Below are 17649 nucleotides of genomic sequence, written 5' to 3'. Positions count from 1 at the left end.
TTGACGCTGAAGATGAGCAGGCAGCCGGTTCTAACTGAATACGACAGGCCCATAACTGGCCTCCTCAGGCCTCTTGCCCCGGCCAAACTCGGGTGATAGCTTTGTAATTACAGCGTAATTATGAAGAGGCGGCAGATGGCTCGAGACTGGAACACGCTAGCGGATCGCCGCCGGGCAAGGCTGCAGCGGGCCGCCGATGCCGGGCTCGGGCGCTTGCTGCCCCATGCCGAGGTTCCCCGCCTGCTGCACACCGTGCTCGAACCGGGCGACCGGGTCTGCCTGGAGGGCAACAACCAGAAACAGGCCGATTTCCTGGCCGAGTGCCTGGCCCAGCTCGATCCGGCGCAGGTCCACGGCCTGCACATGGTCCAGTCCGTGCTGTCCCTGCCCTCGCATCTGGATGTGTTCGAACGCGGCATCGCCCAGCGCCTGGACTTCTCGTTCTCCGGCCCGCAGAGCGGTCGGCTGGCCAATCTGGTTGCCGAGGGACGGATCGAGATCGGGGCGATCCACACCTATCTGGAACTGTTCGGCCGCTACTTCATCGATCTCACCCCGCAGGTCGCCTTGGTCGCCGCGCAGGCCGCCGACCGCCACGGCAATCTCTATACCGGTCCCAACACGGAAGACACCCCCGTGATCGTGGAGGCCACCGCGTTCCGTGGCGGCATCGTCATCGCGCAGGTGAACGAAATCGTCGATACCCTGCCCCGCGTCGACATCCCGGCCGATTGGGTCAACTTCGTCACTGAAGCGCCACGGCCGAACTATATCGAGCCGCTGTTCACCCGTGATCCGGCGCAGATCTCCGAGATCCAGGTGCTGATGGCGATGATGGCCATCAAGGGCATCTACGCCGAGTACGGTGTGCAGCGACTCAACCACGGTATCGGGTTTGATACCGCCGCGATCGAACTGCTGTTGCCCACCTACGCCGAGTCACTGGGCCTGAAGGGCAGGATCGGCACGCACTGGGCGCTCAATCCGCATCCGGCACTGATCCCGGCGATCGAGTCCGGCTTCGTGCAGTCCGTGCATTCGTTCGGCTCCGAGCTGGGCATGGAACGCTATATCCAGGCGCGCTCGGATGTGTTCTTCACCGGCAGTGACGGCAGCATGCGCTCCAACCGCGCGTTCTCGCAGACCGCCGGCCTGTATGCCTGCGACATGTTCATCGGCTCAACGCTGCAGATCGACCTGCAGGGCAACAGTTCCACCGCCACCCGCGACCGCATCGCCGGCTTCGGCGGCGCGCCCAACATGGGCTCGGATGCACGCGGTCGCCGCCATGCCAGCCCGGCCTGGCTCAAGGCCGGCCAGGAAGCGGCGCTGCCGGGGCAGATGCCGCGCGGGCGCAAGCTGGTCGTGCAGATGGTGGAAACCTTCCGCGAGCACATGGCGCCGGCCTTCGTCGAGCGCCTGGACGCCTGGGAGCTGGCCGAGCGCGCGAAGATGCCGCTGCCGCCGGTGATGATCTACGGCGACGACGTCACCCACGTACTGACCGAAGAAGGCATCGCCAACCTGCTGCTGTGCCGCAGCCCCGAGGAACGCGAACAGGCGATCCGCGGCGTGGCCGGCTACACGGCAGTCGGCCTGGGCCGTGACCGCGTGATGGTCGAGAACCTGCGCGACCGCGGCATCATCCGCCGGCCCGAAGACCTGGGCATCCGCACCCGCGATGCCAGCCGCGACCTGCTCGCCGCGCGCTCGGTCAAGGATCTCGTGCGCTGGTCCGGCGGGTTGTACAACCCGCCCAAACGCTTCCGCAACTGGTAAGGGGCACGCCATGGAAACCCTGCGTTATCGCTTCCCCGGGCAGCACGATCTCACCGAGCGCGACCATCACGCGCTGGTCGGCGTGGTCGCCTCGGGCAATCTGGAAGTGCTGATCGAACCTACCCCGCTGGACGGCGCGATGGAGATCGAGGTGATCACCTCGGCCACCGGCTTCGACACGATCTGGCAGGCGGTGCTGGCCGATTTCGCCGCGCGGCATCCGCTGCGCAATGTGCGCCTGTCGATCAACGATGCGGGCGCCACACCCGCCGTGGTCAGCCTGCGACTGCAGCAGGCAATGGAAACCCTGCAGGAAGGAGACGCTTCGTGAGCAGTCACAGTTTCTACGAAGCAGACGCCCGCGAGCGGATCGCCGGCCTGCTCGATGCAGGCAGCTTCAGCGAATTCGTCGGCCCGGCCCGCCGCATCATCAGCCCGCACCTCGCGCAGCTGGATCAGCCCGGTGCATTCGATGACGGGATCGTGGTCGGCGCGGGCAGCCTGTGCGGTCGTCCTGTCCTGATCGCGGCGCAGCAAGGCCAGTTCATGGGCGGTGGCGTCGGCGAAGTACACGGCGCCAAGCTCACCGGGCTTCTGGAACGTGCCGTCGCGGTCCGTCCGGACGCGGTGCTGCTTTTGCTCGACAGTGGTGGCGTGCGCCTGCATGAGGCCAACGCCGGCCTGGTCGCCATCTCCGAGATCATGCGTGCGGTGCTGGCCACGCGTGCCGCCGGGATTCCCGTGTTTGCACTGATCGGCAGCGGCAACGGCGCATTCGGTGGGATGGGCATCGTCGCCCGCTGCTGCACGGCGGTCGTGATGTCCGAAGAAGGCCGGCTCTCGCTGTCCGGCCCGGAAGTGATCGAGACCGTGCGTGGCGTGGAGGAGTTCGACTCGCGCGACCGCGCCCTGGTCTGGCGCGTCACCGGCGGCAAGCACCGCTACCTGATCGGTGATGCCGTGCAACTGGTGCCGGACCGCATCGACGCCTTTGGTCAGGCGGCACTGTCACTGATCGACACCCACACCGAGGCCGACGACCCGTTGCAGGCCCTTGAGCAGGCGCACACCCGGCTCGATGCACGCATCAACGCCTACGGGGACTGCCGCGATGGTCTGGAGGTCTGGCGCCTGCAGGGCATCGTCGATGCCGACCAACTGCCACTGCTGGAAACCGCTGACTTCCTGGAAGCGGCCAGGAACCGGAGCCTGCCATGGAACTGACCCCTCTGCTCGACGCACTGTTCCCGCGGGGTCACGCGGTCACTCGCAACGACGATGTGCTGGGCGGCACCGCCACCACTGCAATGGGCGAGGTCACCGTGATCGGTACCGCGAACAAGTTGGAGGTCGGGGTTGATCATGCACTGGCGTTGGCCGCCACCGTGCTCGCCAGTACCCGCGCGCATCCGCAGCGGCCGATCGTGATGCTGGTTGATACCGCCGGCCAGCGCCTGGCACGCCGCGATGAGATGCTCGGCATCAACAGCTACTTCGCACACCTGGCCGGCACCCTGGATCTGGCCCGCCGCCGTGGCGCGCCGCTGGTGAGTCTGGTCTATGGCGAATCAGTCAGCGGCGGCTTCCTGTCGTTCGGGCTCATGGCCGACCGCATCTACGCCTTGCCCGAAGCGCAGGTGCGCGTGATGGATCTGCGCGCGATGGCGCGCGTCACCAAACAGCCGCTTGAGAAACTGCAGGCACTGAGCCAGAGCTCGCCGGTATTCGCGCCGGGCGTGGAAAATTACGTGCGCATGGGTGCGGTGGAGGCCGTCTGGGAGGGCGATCTTGCACAGGCGCTGGTCGATGCGCTGCAGGCGCCGGGCACCGGCGATCAGCGCCGGGAACGCGGCGCGGCGCGTGGCGGCCGCCTGCTCGCCCGCGACGTCGCCGCCGCCGTAGCCGCGGGCGAGGCCTGAGCCATGCGCCGTCACGACCTGGTCTGGCTCGATCCGCAGGCACCGTGGCAGGTTCTCAGTGCGGGCGCCGAGGCGCGGCTGCGGGCATGGGCACAGGCGCGACTGCCCTTCGTGGTGGCGCGTCGCGACCCCACCAGCGACGAACAGCAGCTGCGGTTGGGCGTTCCCCTGCCATTGGCCGAGCACCGCCAGCGGTTGTCGCTGCGGGTTGATCCGTCCGCCGTCCTGCGCAGCGCGCCACCGCCGCTGCTGACCGAGGTCGCGACGGATATCGGTGCGGGATGGCGCGACCGGCTCCACGGCCTGGCCACCGAAACGGCCACCTTGCCGGTAGCACCGCGCGTGTTCGGCAGCGCGGCGTGGCAGCACCTGACCGGCCTGGGCTACCTGCATGACGGCTCGGATATTGACCTGCTCTGGGACGTCACCGGCACCGGCCAGGCCGAGACGATCGTCGCCGTGCTGCAGCACTGCGAGCGGCGATCACCCATGCGGCTGGACGGCGAACTGCGCTTCCCGGTTGACCGTGCGGTCAACTGGCGCGAGTACGCCAGCGGCGCCGCGCGCCTGATGGTCAAAGGCAACGATGCATGCTCGCTGGTGCCGCGCGAGGCGCTCACCGCTTGGCAGGTCGCCGCATGAACGCCGTTCGGCTGCCCTTGCCGGCCACCGCTGCGCCCCGCTCCGCCGATGCGCGCCGTCTCGGCCGCCTGGCCATCGCCAGTCTGCACGCCGAGCTTGCCTGCGCGCCCAAACCCGGCCTGGTTACGCCGTTCAGTCGCGGCAGTCACACCGACATGGATGCGGGCACCTTCCTGCGCAGCCTGTTCGCGCTGCGCGGTTACTTCGTCGCTATCGCGCACGCGGGCTGCAGCGAAGTGACGTTCGCCTCGTTGCGTACGCTCGGCATCGCCGCCGAAGCCGCGATGCTGCGCGCCACCGGCGGTATCAATACGCATCGCGGGGCGATCTTCAGCCTCGGGCTGCTGGTCGCACAGTCCGCCCGCCTTCGCGCCAGCGGCGAAGGCGCACCGTCGGGCGAGGCCGTATGTCGAGGCGTTGCCCAGTGGCGATCGGCGCTGCTGGAGGCCCCGTTGAATCCGCACAGCCCCGGCCAACGCGCCCGCCGGCGGCACGCCGTGCCCGGTGTCCGCGAACAGGCGGCCGCAGGGTACCCGCTGCTGCACGCGCTGGCCCTGCCGACCCTGCAACGCGTACTGGATGCCACCCAGGATGCCGAAGCGGCGCAGGTGGAAACCCTGATGACGCTGATCGCCCACACGGTCGATCTCAATCTCCTGCACCGCGGGGGTGAGGCCGGGCTGGCCTTCGCCCAGCACCAGGCGCGCGGCTTCCTCGCGGGGGGCGGTGTCCAGCAGGCGGATTGGCGCGAACGTATCGCCGCCATCGGTGACGCATTCGAGCAGCGACGGCTCAGCCCCGGCGGCAGCGCCGATCTGCTGGCCTGCACGTGGTTCCTGCACCTGCAGGCGCACGCATGAGCCTGGTCCTGCTCTGCCCGGGCCAGGGTGGCCAACACTCGGAGATGTTCGCGCGCGTTGGCGACGACGCCCGCGCCCAGCCCATTCTCGCGCAGGCCAGTGAGATGCTGGGCACGCCGGTGGAGGCTCTTGCGGCAGACGAACACCGCTTCCGCAACGCCCTCGCCCAACCGCTCGTCTGCGCCGCGGCGCTGGCGCACTGGGCCGCGTTGCGCGACCGATTGCCCACCATAACGGCGGTGGCCGGTTACAGCGCCGGTGAGTTGGCCGCCCATGCCATCGCCGGAAGTTTCGACAGCACTGCATGCCTGCACCTGGCTGCCCGCCGCGCCGCGCTGATGGACGCCGCCTCGCCGGCCGACGCCGGCCTGATCGCGGTGATCGGCCTGGCGGCCGACGAGATCGCCCTGCTGTGCGCCGAGCACGCGGTCCATCTCGCCATCGTCAACGGCCCGGACCACGTGGTGCTGGGGGGCCTGCGCAGCGCGCTGGAGGCCGCCGCCGCTGCGGCCGTCCGGCACGGCGCACGCACGGCGCCATTGCCGGTGGATGTTCCCGCACATACCCCGCTGCTCGTGCCCGCGGCGCAGGCGTTCGAAGCGGTCCTGGGTGAGACCGCACTGCAGCCGCCGCGGCTGCGCCTGCTCGCCGGCATCGACGGGAGCAGCGTCGTCGATGTCGCACGTGTGGTGCACACGCTGGCCGCGCAGATCGCCCGGACGGTGCAGTGGCAGCAGGTGCTGGCGCAGGCGGTGGAGCGCGGCGGAAAAGTATTTCTGGAGCTGGGCCCCGGCTCGGCGCTGAGCCGGCGGGTAGGCGAGCTGCATCCGCAGCTGCAGGCCCGCTCGGTAGAGGATTTCCGCACGCTGGAGGGCGTGCGCGAATGGGTGGACGCCGCATGCGCACGCGCATGAGGGGCCACCCGAAGGTGTAACACCAGCAGTCCCCGGGTGGCGGGTCGCCATCATGCTGCACGCGTATCAAGTGTCTCGGGAGGGCGCATGAGTCCGCAAATCGCAACGATCATCGGCTTGGTGATCATGTTCATCGTGGCCACGGCCCTGCCCATCAACATGGGTGCCGTGGCATTCGCGCTGGCCTTCATCATCGGCGGCCTGTTCGTCGGGATGGAGGGCAAGGAAGTGTTGGCCGGCTTCCCGGGCGACCTGTTCCTGACCCTGGTCGGCATCACCTACCTGTTCGCCATCGCGCAGAAGAACGGCACCATCGATCTGCTCGTGCACTGGGCGGTCAAGGCGGTGCGTGGGCACATCGTCGCCATACCGTGGGTGATGTTCGTGGTCACCGCCGTGCTGACCGCCTTCGGCGCGCTCGGCCCGGCCGCAGTGGCCATCATCGGCCCGGTCGCGCTGCGCTTTGCCAAGCAGTACAAGATCAACCCGCTGATGATGGGCCTGCTGGTGATCCACGGCGCGCAGGCCGGTGGCTTCTCGCCGATCAGCGTGTATGGCGGCATCACCAACCAGGTGGTGCAGAAGGCCGGCCTGGAAGTCACGGAAATGGCGGTGTTCCTGACCAGCCTGGGCTTCAACCTGCTGATGGGCATCATCTGCTTCTTCGCCTTTGGCGGATTGGCCCTGATGCGTCGCGCACCGACGGCGACCGAACCGCTGGTCGCCGGCAGCCAGGCCTCCTCGCGCCAGTTTGCGATCGAAGGTCACGGCGCCCTGGTCTCGGCCGGCGGTGGCACGCTCTCCAATGATCCCGATGCGCTGGATGACGTGCGCATCAACCGCGAGCGCGTGTTCACCCTGATCGGCCTGCTCGGGCTCGGCATCGCGGCCCTGGTCTACAACCTCAACGTCGGCCTGGTCTCGATCACCGTCGCGGTGGTGCTGGCCCTGCTCTCGCCGAACTCGCAGAAGGGCGCGGTGGATGGGATCAGCTGGTCGACCGTGCTGCTGATCAGCGGCGTGGTGACCTACGTGGCCGTGCTGCAGCAGGCCGGCGCGGTGGACTACATCGGCCATGGCGTGGGTGCGATCGGCATTCCGCTGCTGGGCGCGCTGCTGGTCTGCTATGTCGGTGGCATCGTCTCGGCGTTCGCCTCCTCTGCGGCGGTGCTGGGTGCGACGATCCCGCTGGCGGTGCCGTTCCTGATGCAGGGGCATCTGAGCGCGGCCGGTGTGATCTGCGCGCTGGCGATCTCTTCCACCGTGGTGGACGTCAGCCCGTTCTCGACCAATGGCGCGCTGGTGGTTGCCTCGGCGGCGAAGGAAGAGCGCGAAGCCCTGTTCCGTCGCTTCCTGGTCTACAGCGGCCTGGTGGTCGCCTTCGGTCCGCTGCTGGCATGGCTGCTGTTCGTCGTGCCGGGCTGGATGTAAGCACACGGCGGGCCTGCACCGGCAGGCCCGCCATGACCCGGTAGAATGCTGCACACCTGTCCATGAAGCCCTGCCATGCCCCTGGCCCCTGGTCCCCGCCTGTCGAAGAAACGCGTGCCGCTTTATGAAGAAGTGGCCGAGCGGCTGCGCCAGAAGATCTACGACTACGAACTGCCACCGGGCGAATGGATCGACGAGCCTCTGCTCGCCGAAGAACTGTGCATCAGCCGCACCCCGCTGCGCGAGAGCCTGAAACTGCTGGCCGCTGAGGGCCTGGTGCAGCTCGATGCGGGCCGCGGCAGCCGGGTCACCCGGCTGACCCTGGAAGACCTCAACCAGCTGTTCCCGGTGATGGCCATGCTGGAAGGCCGCTGCGTGCATGAAGCGGTCAAGCGCATCGATGAAGCGGGCGTGGTCCAGCTGCAGGCGCTGCACGATGCCATGGAAGTCGCTGCAGCCGCGGGCGATCTGGCCGAGTACTACCGCAACAATTATCTGATCCACGAAAGTCTGCAGACCCATGCCGGCAACCCGTGGCTGATCCGCGTCACCCACGACCTGCACCGCATCCTGAAGATGCATCGCGGCCGGCAGTTACTCACGCCGGGCCGCATGGCCCAGTCACTGGCCGAGCATCGCGCCCTGATGGCCTGCATCCGCAACCGCGATGCCGAAGCCGCCGAGCAGATGATGAACCGCCATCTGCTCAGTCAAGGCGAAGCACTGGCGGCCTATGTGGCCGCCGGTGGCCAGCTGAACGTGCCTGCGCCGCTGCCTCGCCAGGGCGGGATCTGAGCGCTCAGGCCAGCTCCACCGTCAGCCGCGTCAATGATTGCCCCAGCAGGTGAAGCCGGATCTGGTCCAGGCTGGTGAAGTAGCACGCCGTATCGGCGCCGGCCAAGCGGTAGATGCCGCGCTTGCCGCCCAACAGAACGAATTTTTCCTGGTCCACCAGGTACTGGGCGACCGGCGGCACACCCTGTGCCTTGAGCGCATCGATATCGATGGGTTCAAGGGCGTCCGGATCATGTAGTGCTGTGGTCATGGGGAAAAAAACTTCGCGACGGGAATGCCAGCTTAGGTGGCGCACACGCAGCAACGCGTGGAACGATCGTGAGGACGGTGCGAGTGTCCAAGGTGATGCAGGCAGCTGACCGAACGCATCGTCGCCAGCTGCGCGATGCACGTTGATGACCTTCGACTGCCATGCCGATCGAGCCAATACCCGTGAAGGGCGCGTGGAGGCCTGCGAGACGCACTGCGCAGACCCAGCGCCTCGTGCCGGATACGACACCCCTTCGTCGGAAACGCACATTGAGCGCCTCCTGGCGTCGTGCAAGGCTGGATTCGTGGCTGCGCGCACCAGCTTCCACAGCACCGTCGGCGCCTTGCCGGTGCCGTTCTTGTGCGTGGATCGGGTGCGAGCGTAATTACATGAAAAACATCGCGGGTAAACGTCGGGTCGCGTTGCAGGCCAGCCTGCTGGCGACCATCCTCCTCGCCGCCGGGGCGCTGCTGCTTACGCTGTTCCCCGCTCATTCGGATCGGCAGCCACCCTTCGTGCTGGCCGCCGGCCCGCAGTTGGGCGGCCCGTACGGGCTGGGCGGGCCTTCCTCGCTGGGCGGTGCACGTGCCTACGTGGAGGCGGTGGAGGCGCTCTCGGGCATCAAGATCCAGGTGGCCGGCGCCACCACCTTCAGCGACGCACTGGGCCTGCTTGCGCAGCAGGAGGTGGACGGGCTGGCGTTCGCGCTGCCGGGCACCACGGCACTGTTGCCCACGGCCACGGTGATTTCACCGGCCTTCTATGCCGGCGACTCGGTCCTGCTCACCCGCAGCAGCTCCCCCGTGCGGGCCCTGGCCGCCCTGGAGGGCAAGCGTGTCACCGTGATCGGCAACGGGGAGTACCACGGCTATCTGGCTGCTCACCACCCCGCGATCGAGGTCTTTCCACTACCTGCCGCGGCAGACATGGTGGCCGCGGTGGACAGCGGCACCGTGGACGCGGCGCTGGGCATGGACGCCATCCTGATTCCGCTCGCACGCCGGGGCAACAGCACCACGCTGGCGGTGCATCCGGCCAGCGATGGCCCCTCCGTGCGAATCCGGGTCGCCTCCCACCCTGCGCGTGCCGCCGAGATGGACCGGGCCCATCAGGCGTTCCGCTCGTTGCCGCTGGACACCCAGCAGGATCTGGTCGGCCGGTGGATGGATGCCCTGTATCGCTCGCCTCCCACTCTCCATGCCGTCCTCTCTTTCTATCGCACGCCGATCATCGTACTGGTGCTGTCCATCCTTGGTGCGGCCTTCGTGATCATCCAGGCCTACCGCAATGCGCGGGCGACGGCGGCGCTGCAGGCCAGCACGGCGCGCATGTTGACCCTGGTCAATCACGAAGTGCGCAATGGCGTGGCCTCGGTCATTTCCGCCATCGACCTGATTGAATCCACCGTCCCCACCCGGCCGCCGCGCCCGTGATCGCGTCCGCCCGCGCGGCCACCTCTTCCCTGCACGACACCCTGGCCAATGCGCTGGAATTCATGTTCCTGGATCGCCACAGCCATGCACCCGTGGAGTGGCAGCCCGGCGCGGCCTCCGTACTGGCCGGCTGCCTGAGCGCATCCAGGCCGGTAGCCGCGGCCAAGGGCACCGCCCTGCTGTTCGATCTCGACCAGCCGGTGCTGGAGCACGCGAGCTGCGACACCCGCGCCCTGCGCCACATCGCCAGCAATCTGATCTCCAACGCTGTGAAGTTCTGCGATGCCGGAACCGTGTCGGTGCGCCTGAGATTCGAGGCAGGTGTAGGCGAGCGCGGCCGGATGGTGCTGCGTGTGAGCGATACCGGCGAAGGCATCAGCGCCGAAGATCTGAACGACATCTTCGGCGCCTTCAACACCACCCGTGACGGCCGGCAGCGCGGCGGGACCGGCCTGGGGCTGTCCCTGTGCCGCCGCATCGCCACGGCGCAGGGCGGGCAGATCACCGTGCGCAGCCAACCAGGCGTGGGGTCCACCTTCACCGCCACCCTGCCCGCGCAGCGGCGCACGGAGCAGGCGCCGGCCCTGCCCGGCCACCTGTCCGCCCACAACGACCGGCCCGCGCGCGTCCTGGTCATCGAAGACCAGCCACTGAACGCCGACGTCATCAGCCACCGGCTGCGCGAGCGCGGGTTCGAGGTGCGCTGCGCCGCCAGTCGCCATGAGGCACTGCAGCAGCTGGAACAGGCCGGCCCCTTCGACCTGATCACCCTGGACGATGCACTGCCGGATGCCAGCGGGCTGGAAACAATCGAGGCCATCCGCGCCCTGGAGCGGGCGCGCGCGTGGCTGGGCGCCCGCGTGGTCTCGATCTCGGCATCACCCGACGTCACCCGCCCCCCCCGCTACCGGGCCGCGGGCATCGCGGCGACCCTGTGCAAGCCTATCGAGTGGCCTGCGTTCGATGTGGCCACGCACTGCACGGCGATGAATCCGGCCAGGGCCCCGCGGCCGGCGGCGGCGACGCCGTTGGATGTGCTGGCGGTGTATCGCACGCAGATCCCCCAGGATATTGCCGCACTGCGCGAGGCCATCGTGGCCCACGAATGGCGGCCGGCGCTGGCGATGAGCCACCGCATCCGCGGGGCGGCCTCGATGGTCGGGGATGCGGCCACGCTGGTCACGCTGGACCAGATCGACGGCTGCCTGAAGCACCATGCCATCAACGGCGACCCGGGCGCCGCGGACCTCGACGAAATGGACCGCCTGCTGGCGCAGATGGACCCAGGCGCCTGAGCCCGCGGCGGCGTGGCACCTGCTCGCCCGGGGCCGCGCGGCACGACAAAAAAAGAAACTCCCCGGTCCGCAATGACGGACCGGGGAGCGCCGGTGTTTCCCTGCAATGGGCCGGGAGGATTACCAGCCGATGCCTACACCCAGGCCCACGCTCTGCTCACCGCTGTTGGTGAACGCCCCGTTGAGGCTGAAGGTGGCCGAGCCTCGCTCGTTGAGCACCCGCTGATAGCCGACGGCCAGTGCCGACTCGCCATCGCTGTAGCCCACGCCAGCGCCCAGGCGGTTGTAAGTCGCCAGGCCCGCCGTGTTCATCGCCATCGCGCTCTGCGCACTGCTCATCGCCGCCATGCGGTTGAAGCGCTTGTCCATTTTGTCCAGGCGGCGCTCGAAGTTGCTGATCGCCCCATCGGTGTACTCGTTGGCGCGGGCCAGCATCTTCTCCAGATCGGCGGTGTTCACCTGCGGGGTCGGCGCCGGCGCGTCGGCCGGCGCAGGCGTGCCACCGCCGTCAGCACTGGCGATGCCGCCACCGGCACGGCCTGCGGAAGCCGCTGCCGGTTCACCCGATGCGCCGGCGGGACCCTCGGCCTCCGGCGCGGCCGGCGGCGTGGGTGCACTGGCCGACGCCAGCGCCCTGCCCTCCGGCGTGGCATCAACGCGCTGCTCCAGCCCATCGATGCGACCGTCCAGGCGCTGCTCCATGGCATGCAGCTGACCACCGTTGATCGCATCGCGGCTGCCCGGTGCAATCAGGCCGTTGGCCACGTTGCCCAGCACCATGCCGTTGGCGCCAGCGAGGTTCAGCTGACCCAGACCATCGCTGCGGGTGGCGGGGCTGTCCTGGAACACCGAGCGCAGTTGGTTCTCGACCTGGTCGACCCGGGAGCCAGCGGTGATCACCGCGCCGTCGAGGACGGTTAGGGCGTCGTTAACGGTGTACTGTTGGCCACCCTGAATCTTGTACGAAGGAGAGACAAGGTTTCCCTGACGATCCAACGTAGCTCCTCCGCCAAGTGACGACAAAGCGTCTCGAAGCTGCCCAGCAGTCGCGGCATCGTACGAGGCAATTCCGTTTGCAACGCTCGTCAGCCTGCGTCGATTTGAATAGGTTCCGATCGAAACTTCATTGGAGCGCATCGCCTCAGAGCCCGCACCAATAGCCACCGAGTTCTCCGCACCACCGAAGACCCAAGCGCGCTCACCGATCGCCATGCTTCCACGAGCGTCTGCCCGCGCGCTTGAGCCGATTGCCAGCCCCCCCTCGTTGTAACGACTTACCGAAGAGGATTGACCGATCGCCACAGAGTTTTTTGCCGTCGCCTGCGCATAGTTACCGACTGCTGTGCCGCCCTCACTATCAACGCTAGCGGATGCATACTCGCCAATGGCTACTGAGCGGTCACCAGCCTTCGCAGGCGAATTGCTGTCATTCTTAGAGGTTATTGCAATCACCTTGTTCGTCAACTCCAGATCCGAAACGCGTTCGTTGGTCTGAAAAAGCTGCGCCCCCGTCATCGCGTCGGAACTGCCATCGGATATCCTTCCATTGGAAATCCCTGTTAGTCGGTTACCTCCAAAATTGACGTCAGCAGCTGCAGCCATCGCTACCGCCATATCAGTAGATTTCAGGTCATTCCGATCTCTCTGCAGTTCATTCAGCTCACTGCGATTCCGCGCGATCTCTCGCTTCGCCTCAAACAGCTGACTTCCCGTCACTGCATCACGACTACCGTGCTCCACGCGCCCGTCTGCAAGGTTAGTCAGGATTGCACCTCCCGCCCCAGCCAACACGACGTGATTGATGCCGTCAGCGTGGACCGATGGGCTTGATTGGAAAACCGAGCGTAGTTGGTTCTCGACCTGATCAACCCGGGAGCCAGCGGTGATCACCGCGCCGTCGAGGACGGCCAACGCGTCGGCCACATTGTTCTGCGTAGCTCCTTGCATGCGATAGGTAGGCGCAACCACGTTACCGCTTGCATCCATTCCTGCACCGCCACCCAACGTACCCAATGCCTCGTGCAACTGTTCGACGGTCGATGCGTCTCCACTCCCCAAGCCACGGCCGACATTGACGATACGACGCTTCACCGATTCACTACCCACTGACACAGTGTTGGCCTGGTCTGCATAAGAGCCATAGCCCAACGCGACCCCGTTGGTAGCCGTTGCCTTCACCTGAGCGTGCGCGCCCAAGGCCACACCCCCCTCAATTTCGACGCGTGAGCTGGGTCCGAGGGCAAACCCCTCTGTGGCATTCACAAGAACGTGGGCTGCTCTGCCGAGCGCCACGGAATTGTTACCCATTGCCTTGGAGAAGCTCCCCACCGCGGTACCACCCTCCTCTCCGGGCGCAGGCGATGCCTCTGCAGACTCACCGATCGCAACGCCGAACCACCCTGCATCTGCATCCTCACTGAGCGAATCCGTTCCAATCTTGAAGAATCGACGTTGGTGCTCAATGGCCTCAATCCGACTATTGCTTGCATGCAACTGGCGCCCTGCCACCACATCACGGCTATCCTCGCTCAGATTCGCATCGGCGATACCAGTAAGGCGCGCCCCGCCAAAGTCGATTGGACCATTTGCGTCGCTTGCATGAGGCTTGTCCACTGGGCCAAGCGATGACCGGATCGCCTCGAGATCGTCTCGATTGCGTTCGATCTTCTGCTCAGCAGCATAGAGCTGACCACCGTTGACCGCATCGCGGCTGCCCGGGGCAATCAGGCCGTTGGCCACGTTACCGAGGACCATGCCGTTGGCGCCGGCGAGGTTGAGCTGGCCCAGACCATCGCTGCGGGTGGCGGGGCTGTCCTGGAAGACCGAGCGCAGTTGGTTCTCGACCTGATCGACCCGGGAGCCAGCGGTGATCACTGCGCCGTCGAGGATGTTCAATGCGTCCTCAACACTCCTTTGGATTGCTCCCTGCATGCGGTAAGTGGGTGCTATAACAATGCCATTGACGTCTATGCCAGCGCCGCCCCCCAACGAGGCCAAGGACTCGTCCAACTGCGCAACAGTCGTCGCGTCAGTGTCAGTGGTCCCCCGTCCAACGTTTACAAGCCTGCGGTGAAGGCTCCCGTGCCCCATTGAGACAGTACCGGGAGCATCGGCGATCGAGCCCGCGCCCAATGCCACTGAGCCGACGGCGCCAGCCTCCACTCTTGCATAGGCTCCCAGCGCCACACCGTCAGTAGCGTAAACATTCGTGCCCACGCCCAACGCAAACCCTTGATCACCGGAGGGTCCTACGTTGGCGCCTCTACCCAAAGCAACCGAATCTCTCGCGTCCGCCGAGGTAAAGCTGCCTATAGCTGTACCCCCCTCTTTTCCGAGCGATGCACGGGCTCCGTCTCCGATTGCGACGCCAAATCGCCCGGCTTCCGCGGCCTCGCTGTATTCATCGTTGGATACCTTAACGTAATCGCCGGCAGACTCAATCGCGGATAGTCGATAATTGGTGGCAAACAATTGCCCACCATTCACAGCATCGGTACTCCCCGCCGAACTGATATCGCCCGCCGCCACGCCCCGTACCTTGCCGCCGTCCATATCGACAGAACCGTCGGCTGCGTACCGGACCACGCCTTCCAGGTCGGGATCGAAGTTGTCAAACTCGGTACGCAGGTCATCCAGATCACGTCGGTTGCCGGCGATACGCGCCTCGTGCCCAGCCAGCTCGGTGGCGTGGCTGGCCAGCAGAGACTGATTGGCAGTGACCTTCTGATCGACGCCAAACAGCTGCCTGCCCGTCACCGCTTCCGTGCTGCTGGTGCTGAGCGTTGCGTCAGCCACGCCCATCAGCTTGCGATTGGCATTGGACTTGTTGCGCACGTCCAGCACCGTACCGGTGTTTTCACCACCCAGGCGCACGTTGCCCGTGGCCGATACCTGGCCGACCAATCCGCCGAGCACATCCGCTTTGGCCAGCGCATTATCGGCGGTCGTCTTGGCAGTGTTGGCCGTCGTCTGCGCGCTGGTGGCTGTAGTGCGAACAGAAGCCACTTCCACGTTCGTCGCATTGAGCTGCTTACCGCTCACCGCCTCGGTGCTGCTGGTGCTGAGCGTTGCGTCAGCCACGCCCGTCAGCTTGCGGCTGGCATTGGACTTGTTGCGCACGTCCAGCACCGTACCGGTGTTTTCGCCGCCCAAGCGTACGTTACCCGTGGCCGATACCTGGCCGACCAATCCGCCGAGCACATCCGCTTTGGCCAGCGCATTATCGGCGGTCGTCCTGGCAGTGTTGGCCGTCGTCTGCGCGCTGGTGGCCGTGGTGCGGACCGAAGCTACTTCCACGTTCGTCGCATTGAGCTGCTTGCCGCTCACCGCTTCGGTGCTGCTGGTGCTGAGCGTTGCGTCAGCCACGCCTGTCACCTTGCGGCTGGCATTGGACTTGTTGCGTACATCCAGCACGGTACCGGTGTTTTCGCTACCCAGACGTACGTTGCCGGTCACTGAGGTTTGACCGACCAGCCCGCCCAGAGCATTGGCCTTGGCCAACGCATCGTCGGCGGCGGTCTTTGCTGCGCCCGCTGTCGTCTGGGCGCTGGCTGCGGTGGTGCGGACCGAGGCTACCTCGACGTTGGTCGCATTGAGCTGCTTGCCGGTCACGGCCTCGGCGCTGCTCGTGTTGAGCGCGCCATCGGCGACGTTGACGATTTTCCGCTTCAGCGTGTCGTTGCCCACCGAGATCTGGTTCCCTGCGGTGGTCTGGGAGCCATTGCCCAGCGCCACGCTGTCGGTGTGGGCCGCTACGGCGCGGTCACCCAGCGCCACGGCGCTCTCCGCGCGGGCGCTGGCCAGATTGCCCAGCGCGGTGGAGAACGTGCCGGATGCCGATGCTTCACGACCAACGGCCGTCGCTTGGTTGGCGCTGGCGGTAGCTTTGTAGCCTGCTGCGGTTGCGTGGGTGGCCGCTGCGTTAGCATCGTTGCCCAGCGCCACTGCGCGATCGCCAATGGCGCTCGCACGCAAGCCGGCGGCGACCGCGCCATTGCCACTGCGGCTGAGTGCGCCAATAGCGACTGCGCCAGTGGCGGCGGTGCTTTTCTCGCCCTTGTCATTCACACCGGCACGTGCGTCTGCACCCATCGCCACACCATTGCCGTTGTACGCCTTGGCCGCCGAACCCAGTGCGGCGCTGGCCGTGCTTCCACTGCCTTCAGCCACCGCCGCTTGACCCAGGGCGACAGCTGCAGCGCCGATACGGCCTACGGCAGCATCCGCCGATGCTTTTGCGGCATTGGCGGTGCTGGTGGCAGTGCTCACGCTCTGGTTGGTGGCATACAGCTGCTTGCCGGTGACAGCTTCGGTGCTGGTGGTGCTCAATGCTGCGTCGGCTACGCCGCTGATCTTTCGATTGGCGTTCGACCGGTTACGCACGTCCAGGACGGTGCCGCTATTCTCAGCGCCAACGCGGATCTGCCCGCTGGCAGATGTCTGCGTGACCAGCTTGCTGTTGTCCAACGCGCGCTCCGCCGTCTCCTTTACACCGAGCAGCTGGCGCCCGTTCACGGCGTCCATGCTGTGCTGACTGACATTGCCGTCAGCGACATAAACGACCCTGCGTGGCGCAGCGGCATTGCCTACGGAGACCACATAGCTCTCCGTAGCTACTGCACCGCGCCCCAATGCCACCGAGCCGGCGCCCTTTGCCTGCGCCTCATAGCCAAGCGCCACACCGTCGTATTCCGCACGAGCACGACCACCTAACGCGATGGCGCCCGTCCAACCCGGTGTACCAGCGTAGGAATCATTGCCGATGGCGATCCGGGAAATACCGCCACTGTTGTCCGCCGTTGTGGCCGCAAAGCCCATGGCAATTCCGTATTGGCCGGATGCACGCGCATAGGTCCCGACCGCCACCGCGCCAAATCCGTCGGCTACCGATCGCGCACCAAATACGGCGCTCCCCCCCTGCCTGGCGCGAGCATCGAATCCGAACACGGCATTGTTGTCACCTACCGAACTCGACCAGTTCCCGAACAACGAGGAGTACTTGCCCTGCATATGGCTTCCAGCACCCAGCATCATGTATGAACTGGTGTTTGGACCAAGCGTGTTTTGGGCCATGCTCGGAACATGGGCCATGAACGGCACGCAGTTGAGGATGATCTGCTCGGGGTTCTGGCACGCGTGATAGGTGACCGCCCCGGCGGTTCCCACACCCGCACCGGGTACGAGCGACGCAGTCACGATCAGCACGGCCGCTCCGACCGATGAGGCCGGCTTACCGCGTGGCGAAGTCAGTTCACTGGCCACCACCCAGCATTGCCGTGCGGTGGACCATAGGCGACGGTAGATCTTGTTCATCGAACTCTCCTTAACAACG

13 protein-coding genes are annotated in these 17649 nt (G+C 66.5%); 11 read left to right on the top strand and 2 right to left on the bottom strand.

Features of this window, described 5'->3' with window-relative positions:
* Positions 1–135: 135 nt before the first annotated feature.
* The 9 genes from mdcA to POS15_RS06525 all read left to right on the top strand — a co-directional run bounded on the left by mdcA (position 136) and on the right by POS15_RS06525 (position 8340).
* Positions 136–1779 carry a malonate decarboxylase subunit alpha gene (gene mdcA / locus POS15_RS06565; RefSeq protein WP_284129248.1) on the top strand — a complete coding sequence of 548 codons (1644 nt, stop codon included), beginning with the start codon at positions 136–138 and terminating at the stop codon, positions 1777–1779.
* A gap of 10 nt (positions 1780–1789) precedes the next feature.
* On the top strand, positions 1790–2110 hold the full coding sequence (gene mdcC, locus POS15_RS06560; RefSeq protein ID WP_046274092.1) for a malonate decarboxylase acyl carrier protein: 321 nt from the start codon (positions 1790–1792) through the stop codon (positions 2108–2110).
* Positions 2107–3003, top strand: coding sequence for a biotin-independent malonate decarboxylase subunit beta (locus POS15_RS06555; protein ID WP_046274091.1), 897 nt, complete (start codon positions 2107–2109; stop codon positions 3001–3003). Before mdcC ends, POS15_RS06555 begins: the two co-directional genes overlap by 4 nt.
* Complete coding sequence (gene mdcE, locus POS15_RS06550) at positions 2994–3698, top strand: biotin-independent malonate decarboxylase subunit gamma (protein ID WP_046274090.1); 705 nt, start codon at positions 2994–2996, stop codon at positions 3696–3698. The genes POS15_RS06555 and mdcE overlap by 10 nt, the downstream gene beginning before the upstream one ends.
* Positions 3699–3701: 3 nt before the next feature.
* Positions 3702–4340, top strand: coding sequence for a malonate decarboxylase holo-[acyl-carrier-protein] synthase (gene mdcG / locus POS15_RS06545; protein ID WP_046274089.1), 639 nt, complete (start codon positions 3702–3704; stop codon positions 4338–4340).
* The gene (gene mdcB, locus POS15_RS06540) at positions 4337–5200 is read left to right on the top strand and encodes a triphosphoribosyl-dephospho-CoA synthase MdcB (protein ID WP_046274088.1); all 864 of its coding nucleotides are present in this window, start codon (positions 4337–4339) and stop codon (positions 5198–5200) included. Before mdcG ends, mdcB begins: the two co-directional genes overlap by 4 nt.
* Positions 5197–6114 carry a malonate decarboxylase subunit epsilon gene (mdcH, locus tag POS15_RS06535; protein ID WP_284129247.1) on the top strand — a complete coding sequence of 306 codons (918 nt, stop codon included), beginning with the start codon at positions 5197–5199 and terminating at the stop codon, positions 6112–6114. Before mdcB ends, mdcH begins: the two co-directional genes overlap by 4 nt.
* A gap of 87 nt (positions 6115–6201) precedes the next feature.
* Positions 6202–7545 carry an SLC13 family permease gene (locus POS15_RS06530; RefSeq protein WP_019184589.1) on the top strand — a complete coding sequence of 448 codons (1344 nt, stop codon included), beginning with the start codon at positions 6202–6204 and terminating at the stop codon, positions 7543–7545.
* A 75-nt stretch (positions 7546–7620) separates the two neighbouring features.
* A complete protein-coding gene (locus tag POS15_RS06525; protein ID WP_284129246.1) occupies positions 7621–8340 on the top strand; it encodes a GntR family transcriptional regulator in 720 nt (239 codons plus the stop codon).
* A 4-nt stretch (positions 8341–8344) separates the two neighbouring features.
* On the opposite strand, the gene POS15_RS06520 is transcribed toward POS15_RS06525, so the two are convergent.
* The gene (locus POS15_RS06520) at positions 8345–8590 is read right to left on the bottom strand and encodes a hypothetical protein (protein WP_284129245.1); all 246 of its coding nucleotides are present in this window, start codon (positions 8588–8590) and stop codon (positions 8345–8347) included.
* 389 nt (positions 8591–8979) lie between these two features.
* Here POS15_RS06520 and POS15_RS06515 point away from each other — a divergent pair, with 389 nt between their 5' ends.
* Positions 8980–10023, top strand: coding sequence for a transporter substrate-binding domain-containing protein (locus POS15_RS06515; protein ID WP_284129244.1), 1044 nt, complete (start codon positions 8980–8982; stop codon positions 10021–10023).
* Positions 10020–11318 carry an ATP-binding protein gene (locus tag POS15_RS06510; RefSeq protein WP_284129243.1) on the top strand — a complete coding sequence of 433 codons (1299 nt, stop codon included), beginning with the start codon at positions 10020–10022 and terminating at the stop codon, positions 11316–11318. Before POS15_RS06515 ends, POS15_RS06510 begins: the two co-directional genes overlap by 4 nt.
* Positions 11319–11438: 120 nt before the next feature.
* Here the strand turns inward: POS15_RS06510 and POS15_RS06505 are convergent, their stop codons facing one another.
* Positions 11439–17630 (bottom strand): ESPR-type extended signal peptide-containing protein, encoded by a 6192-nt coding sequence (locus POS15_RS06505; RefSeq protein WP_284129242.1) that lies wholly within the window; start codon positions 17628–17630, stop codon positions 11439–11441.
* Positions 17631–17649 lie beyond the last annotated feature (19 nt).

Source organism: Stenotrophomonas sp. BIO128-Bstrain, from assembly GCF_030128875.1.
Classification (GTDB): domain Bacteria; phylum Pseudomonadota; class Gammaproteobacteria; order Xanthomonadales; family Xanthomonadaceae; genus Stenotrophomonas; species Stenotrophomonas bentonitica_A.
Note: the sequence above shows the minus strand (reverse complement) of the source record. Positions and strands in the feature narration are given on the sequence as shown.

Coding starts and splice junctions, on each gene's coding strand:
- mdcA (WP_284129248.1), top strand. CDS start 136: ATGGCTCGAGACTGGAACACGCTAGCGGATCGCCGCCGGGCAAGGCTG.
- mdcC (WP_046274092.1), top strand. CDS start 1,790: ATGGAAACCCTGCGTTATCGCTTCCCCGGGCAGCACGATCTCACCGAG.
- mdcE (WP_046274090.1), top strand. CDS start 2,994: ATGGAACTGACCCCTCTGCTCGACGCACTGTTCCCGCGGGGTCACGCG.
- mdcG (WP_046274089.1), top strand. CDS start 3,702: ATGCGCCGTCACGACCTGGTCTGGCTCGATCCGCAGGCACCGTGGCAG.
- mdcB (WP_046274088.1), top strand. CDS start 4,337: ATGAACGCCGTTCGGCTGCCCTTGCCGGCCACCGCTGCGCCCCGCTCC.
- mdcH (WP_284129247.1), top strand. CDS start 5,197: ATGAGCCTGGTCCTGCTCTGCCCGGGCCAGGGTGGCCAACACTCGGAG.
- POS15_RS06530 (WP_019184589.1), top strand. CDS start 6,202: ATGAGTCCGCAAATCGCAACGATCATCGGCTTGGTGATCATGTTCATC.
- POS15_RS06525 (WP_284129246.1), top strand. CDS start 7,621: ATGCCCCTGGCCCCTGGTCCCCGCCTGTCGAAGAAACGCGTGCCGCTT.
- POS15_RS06520 (WP_284129245.1), bottom strand. CDS start 8,590: ATGACCACAGCACTACATGATCCGGACGCCCTTGAACCCATCGATATC.
- POS15_RS06515 (WP_284129244.1), top strand. CDS start 8,980: ATGAAAAACATCGCGGGTAAACGTCGGGTCGCGTTGCAGGCCAGCCTG.
- POS15_RS06505 (WP_284129242.1), bottom strand. CDS start 17,630: ATGAACAAGATCTACCGTCGCCTATGGTCCACCGCACGGCAATGCTGG.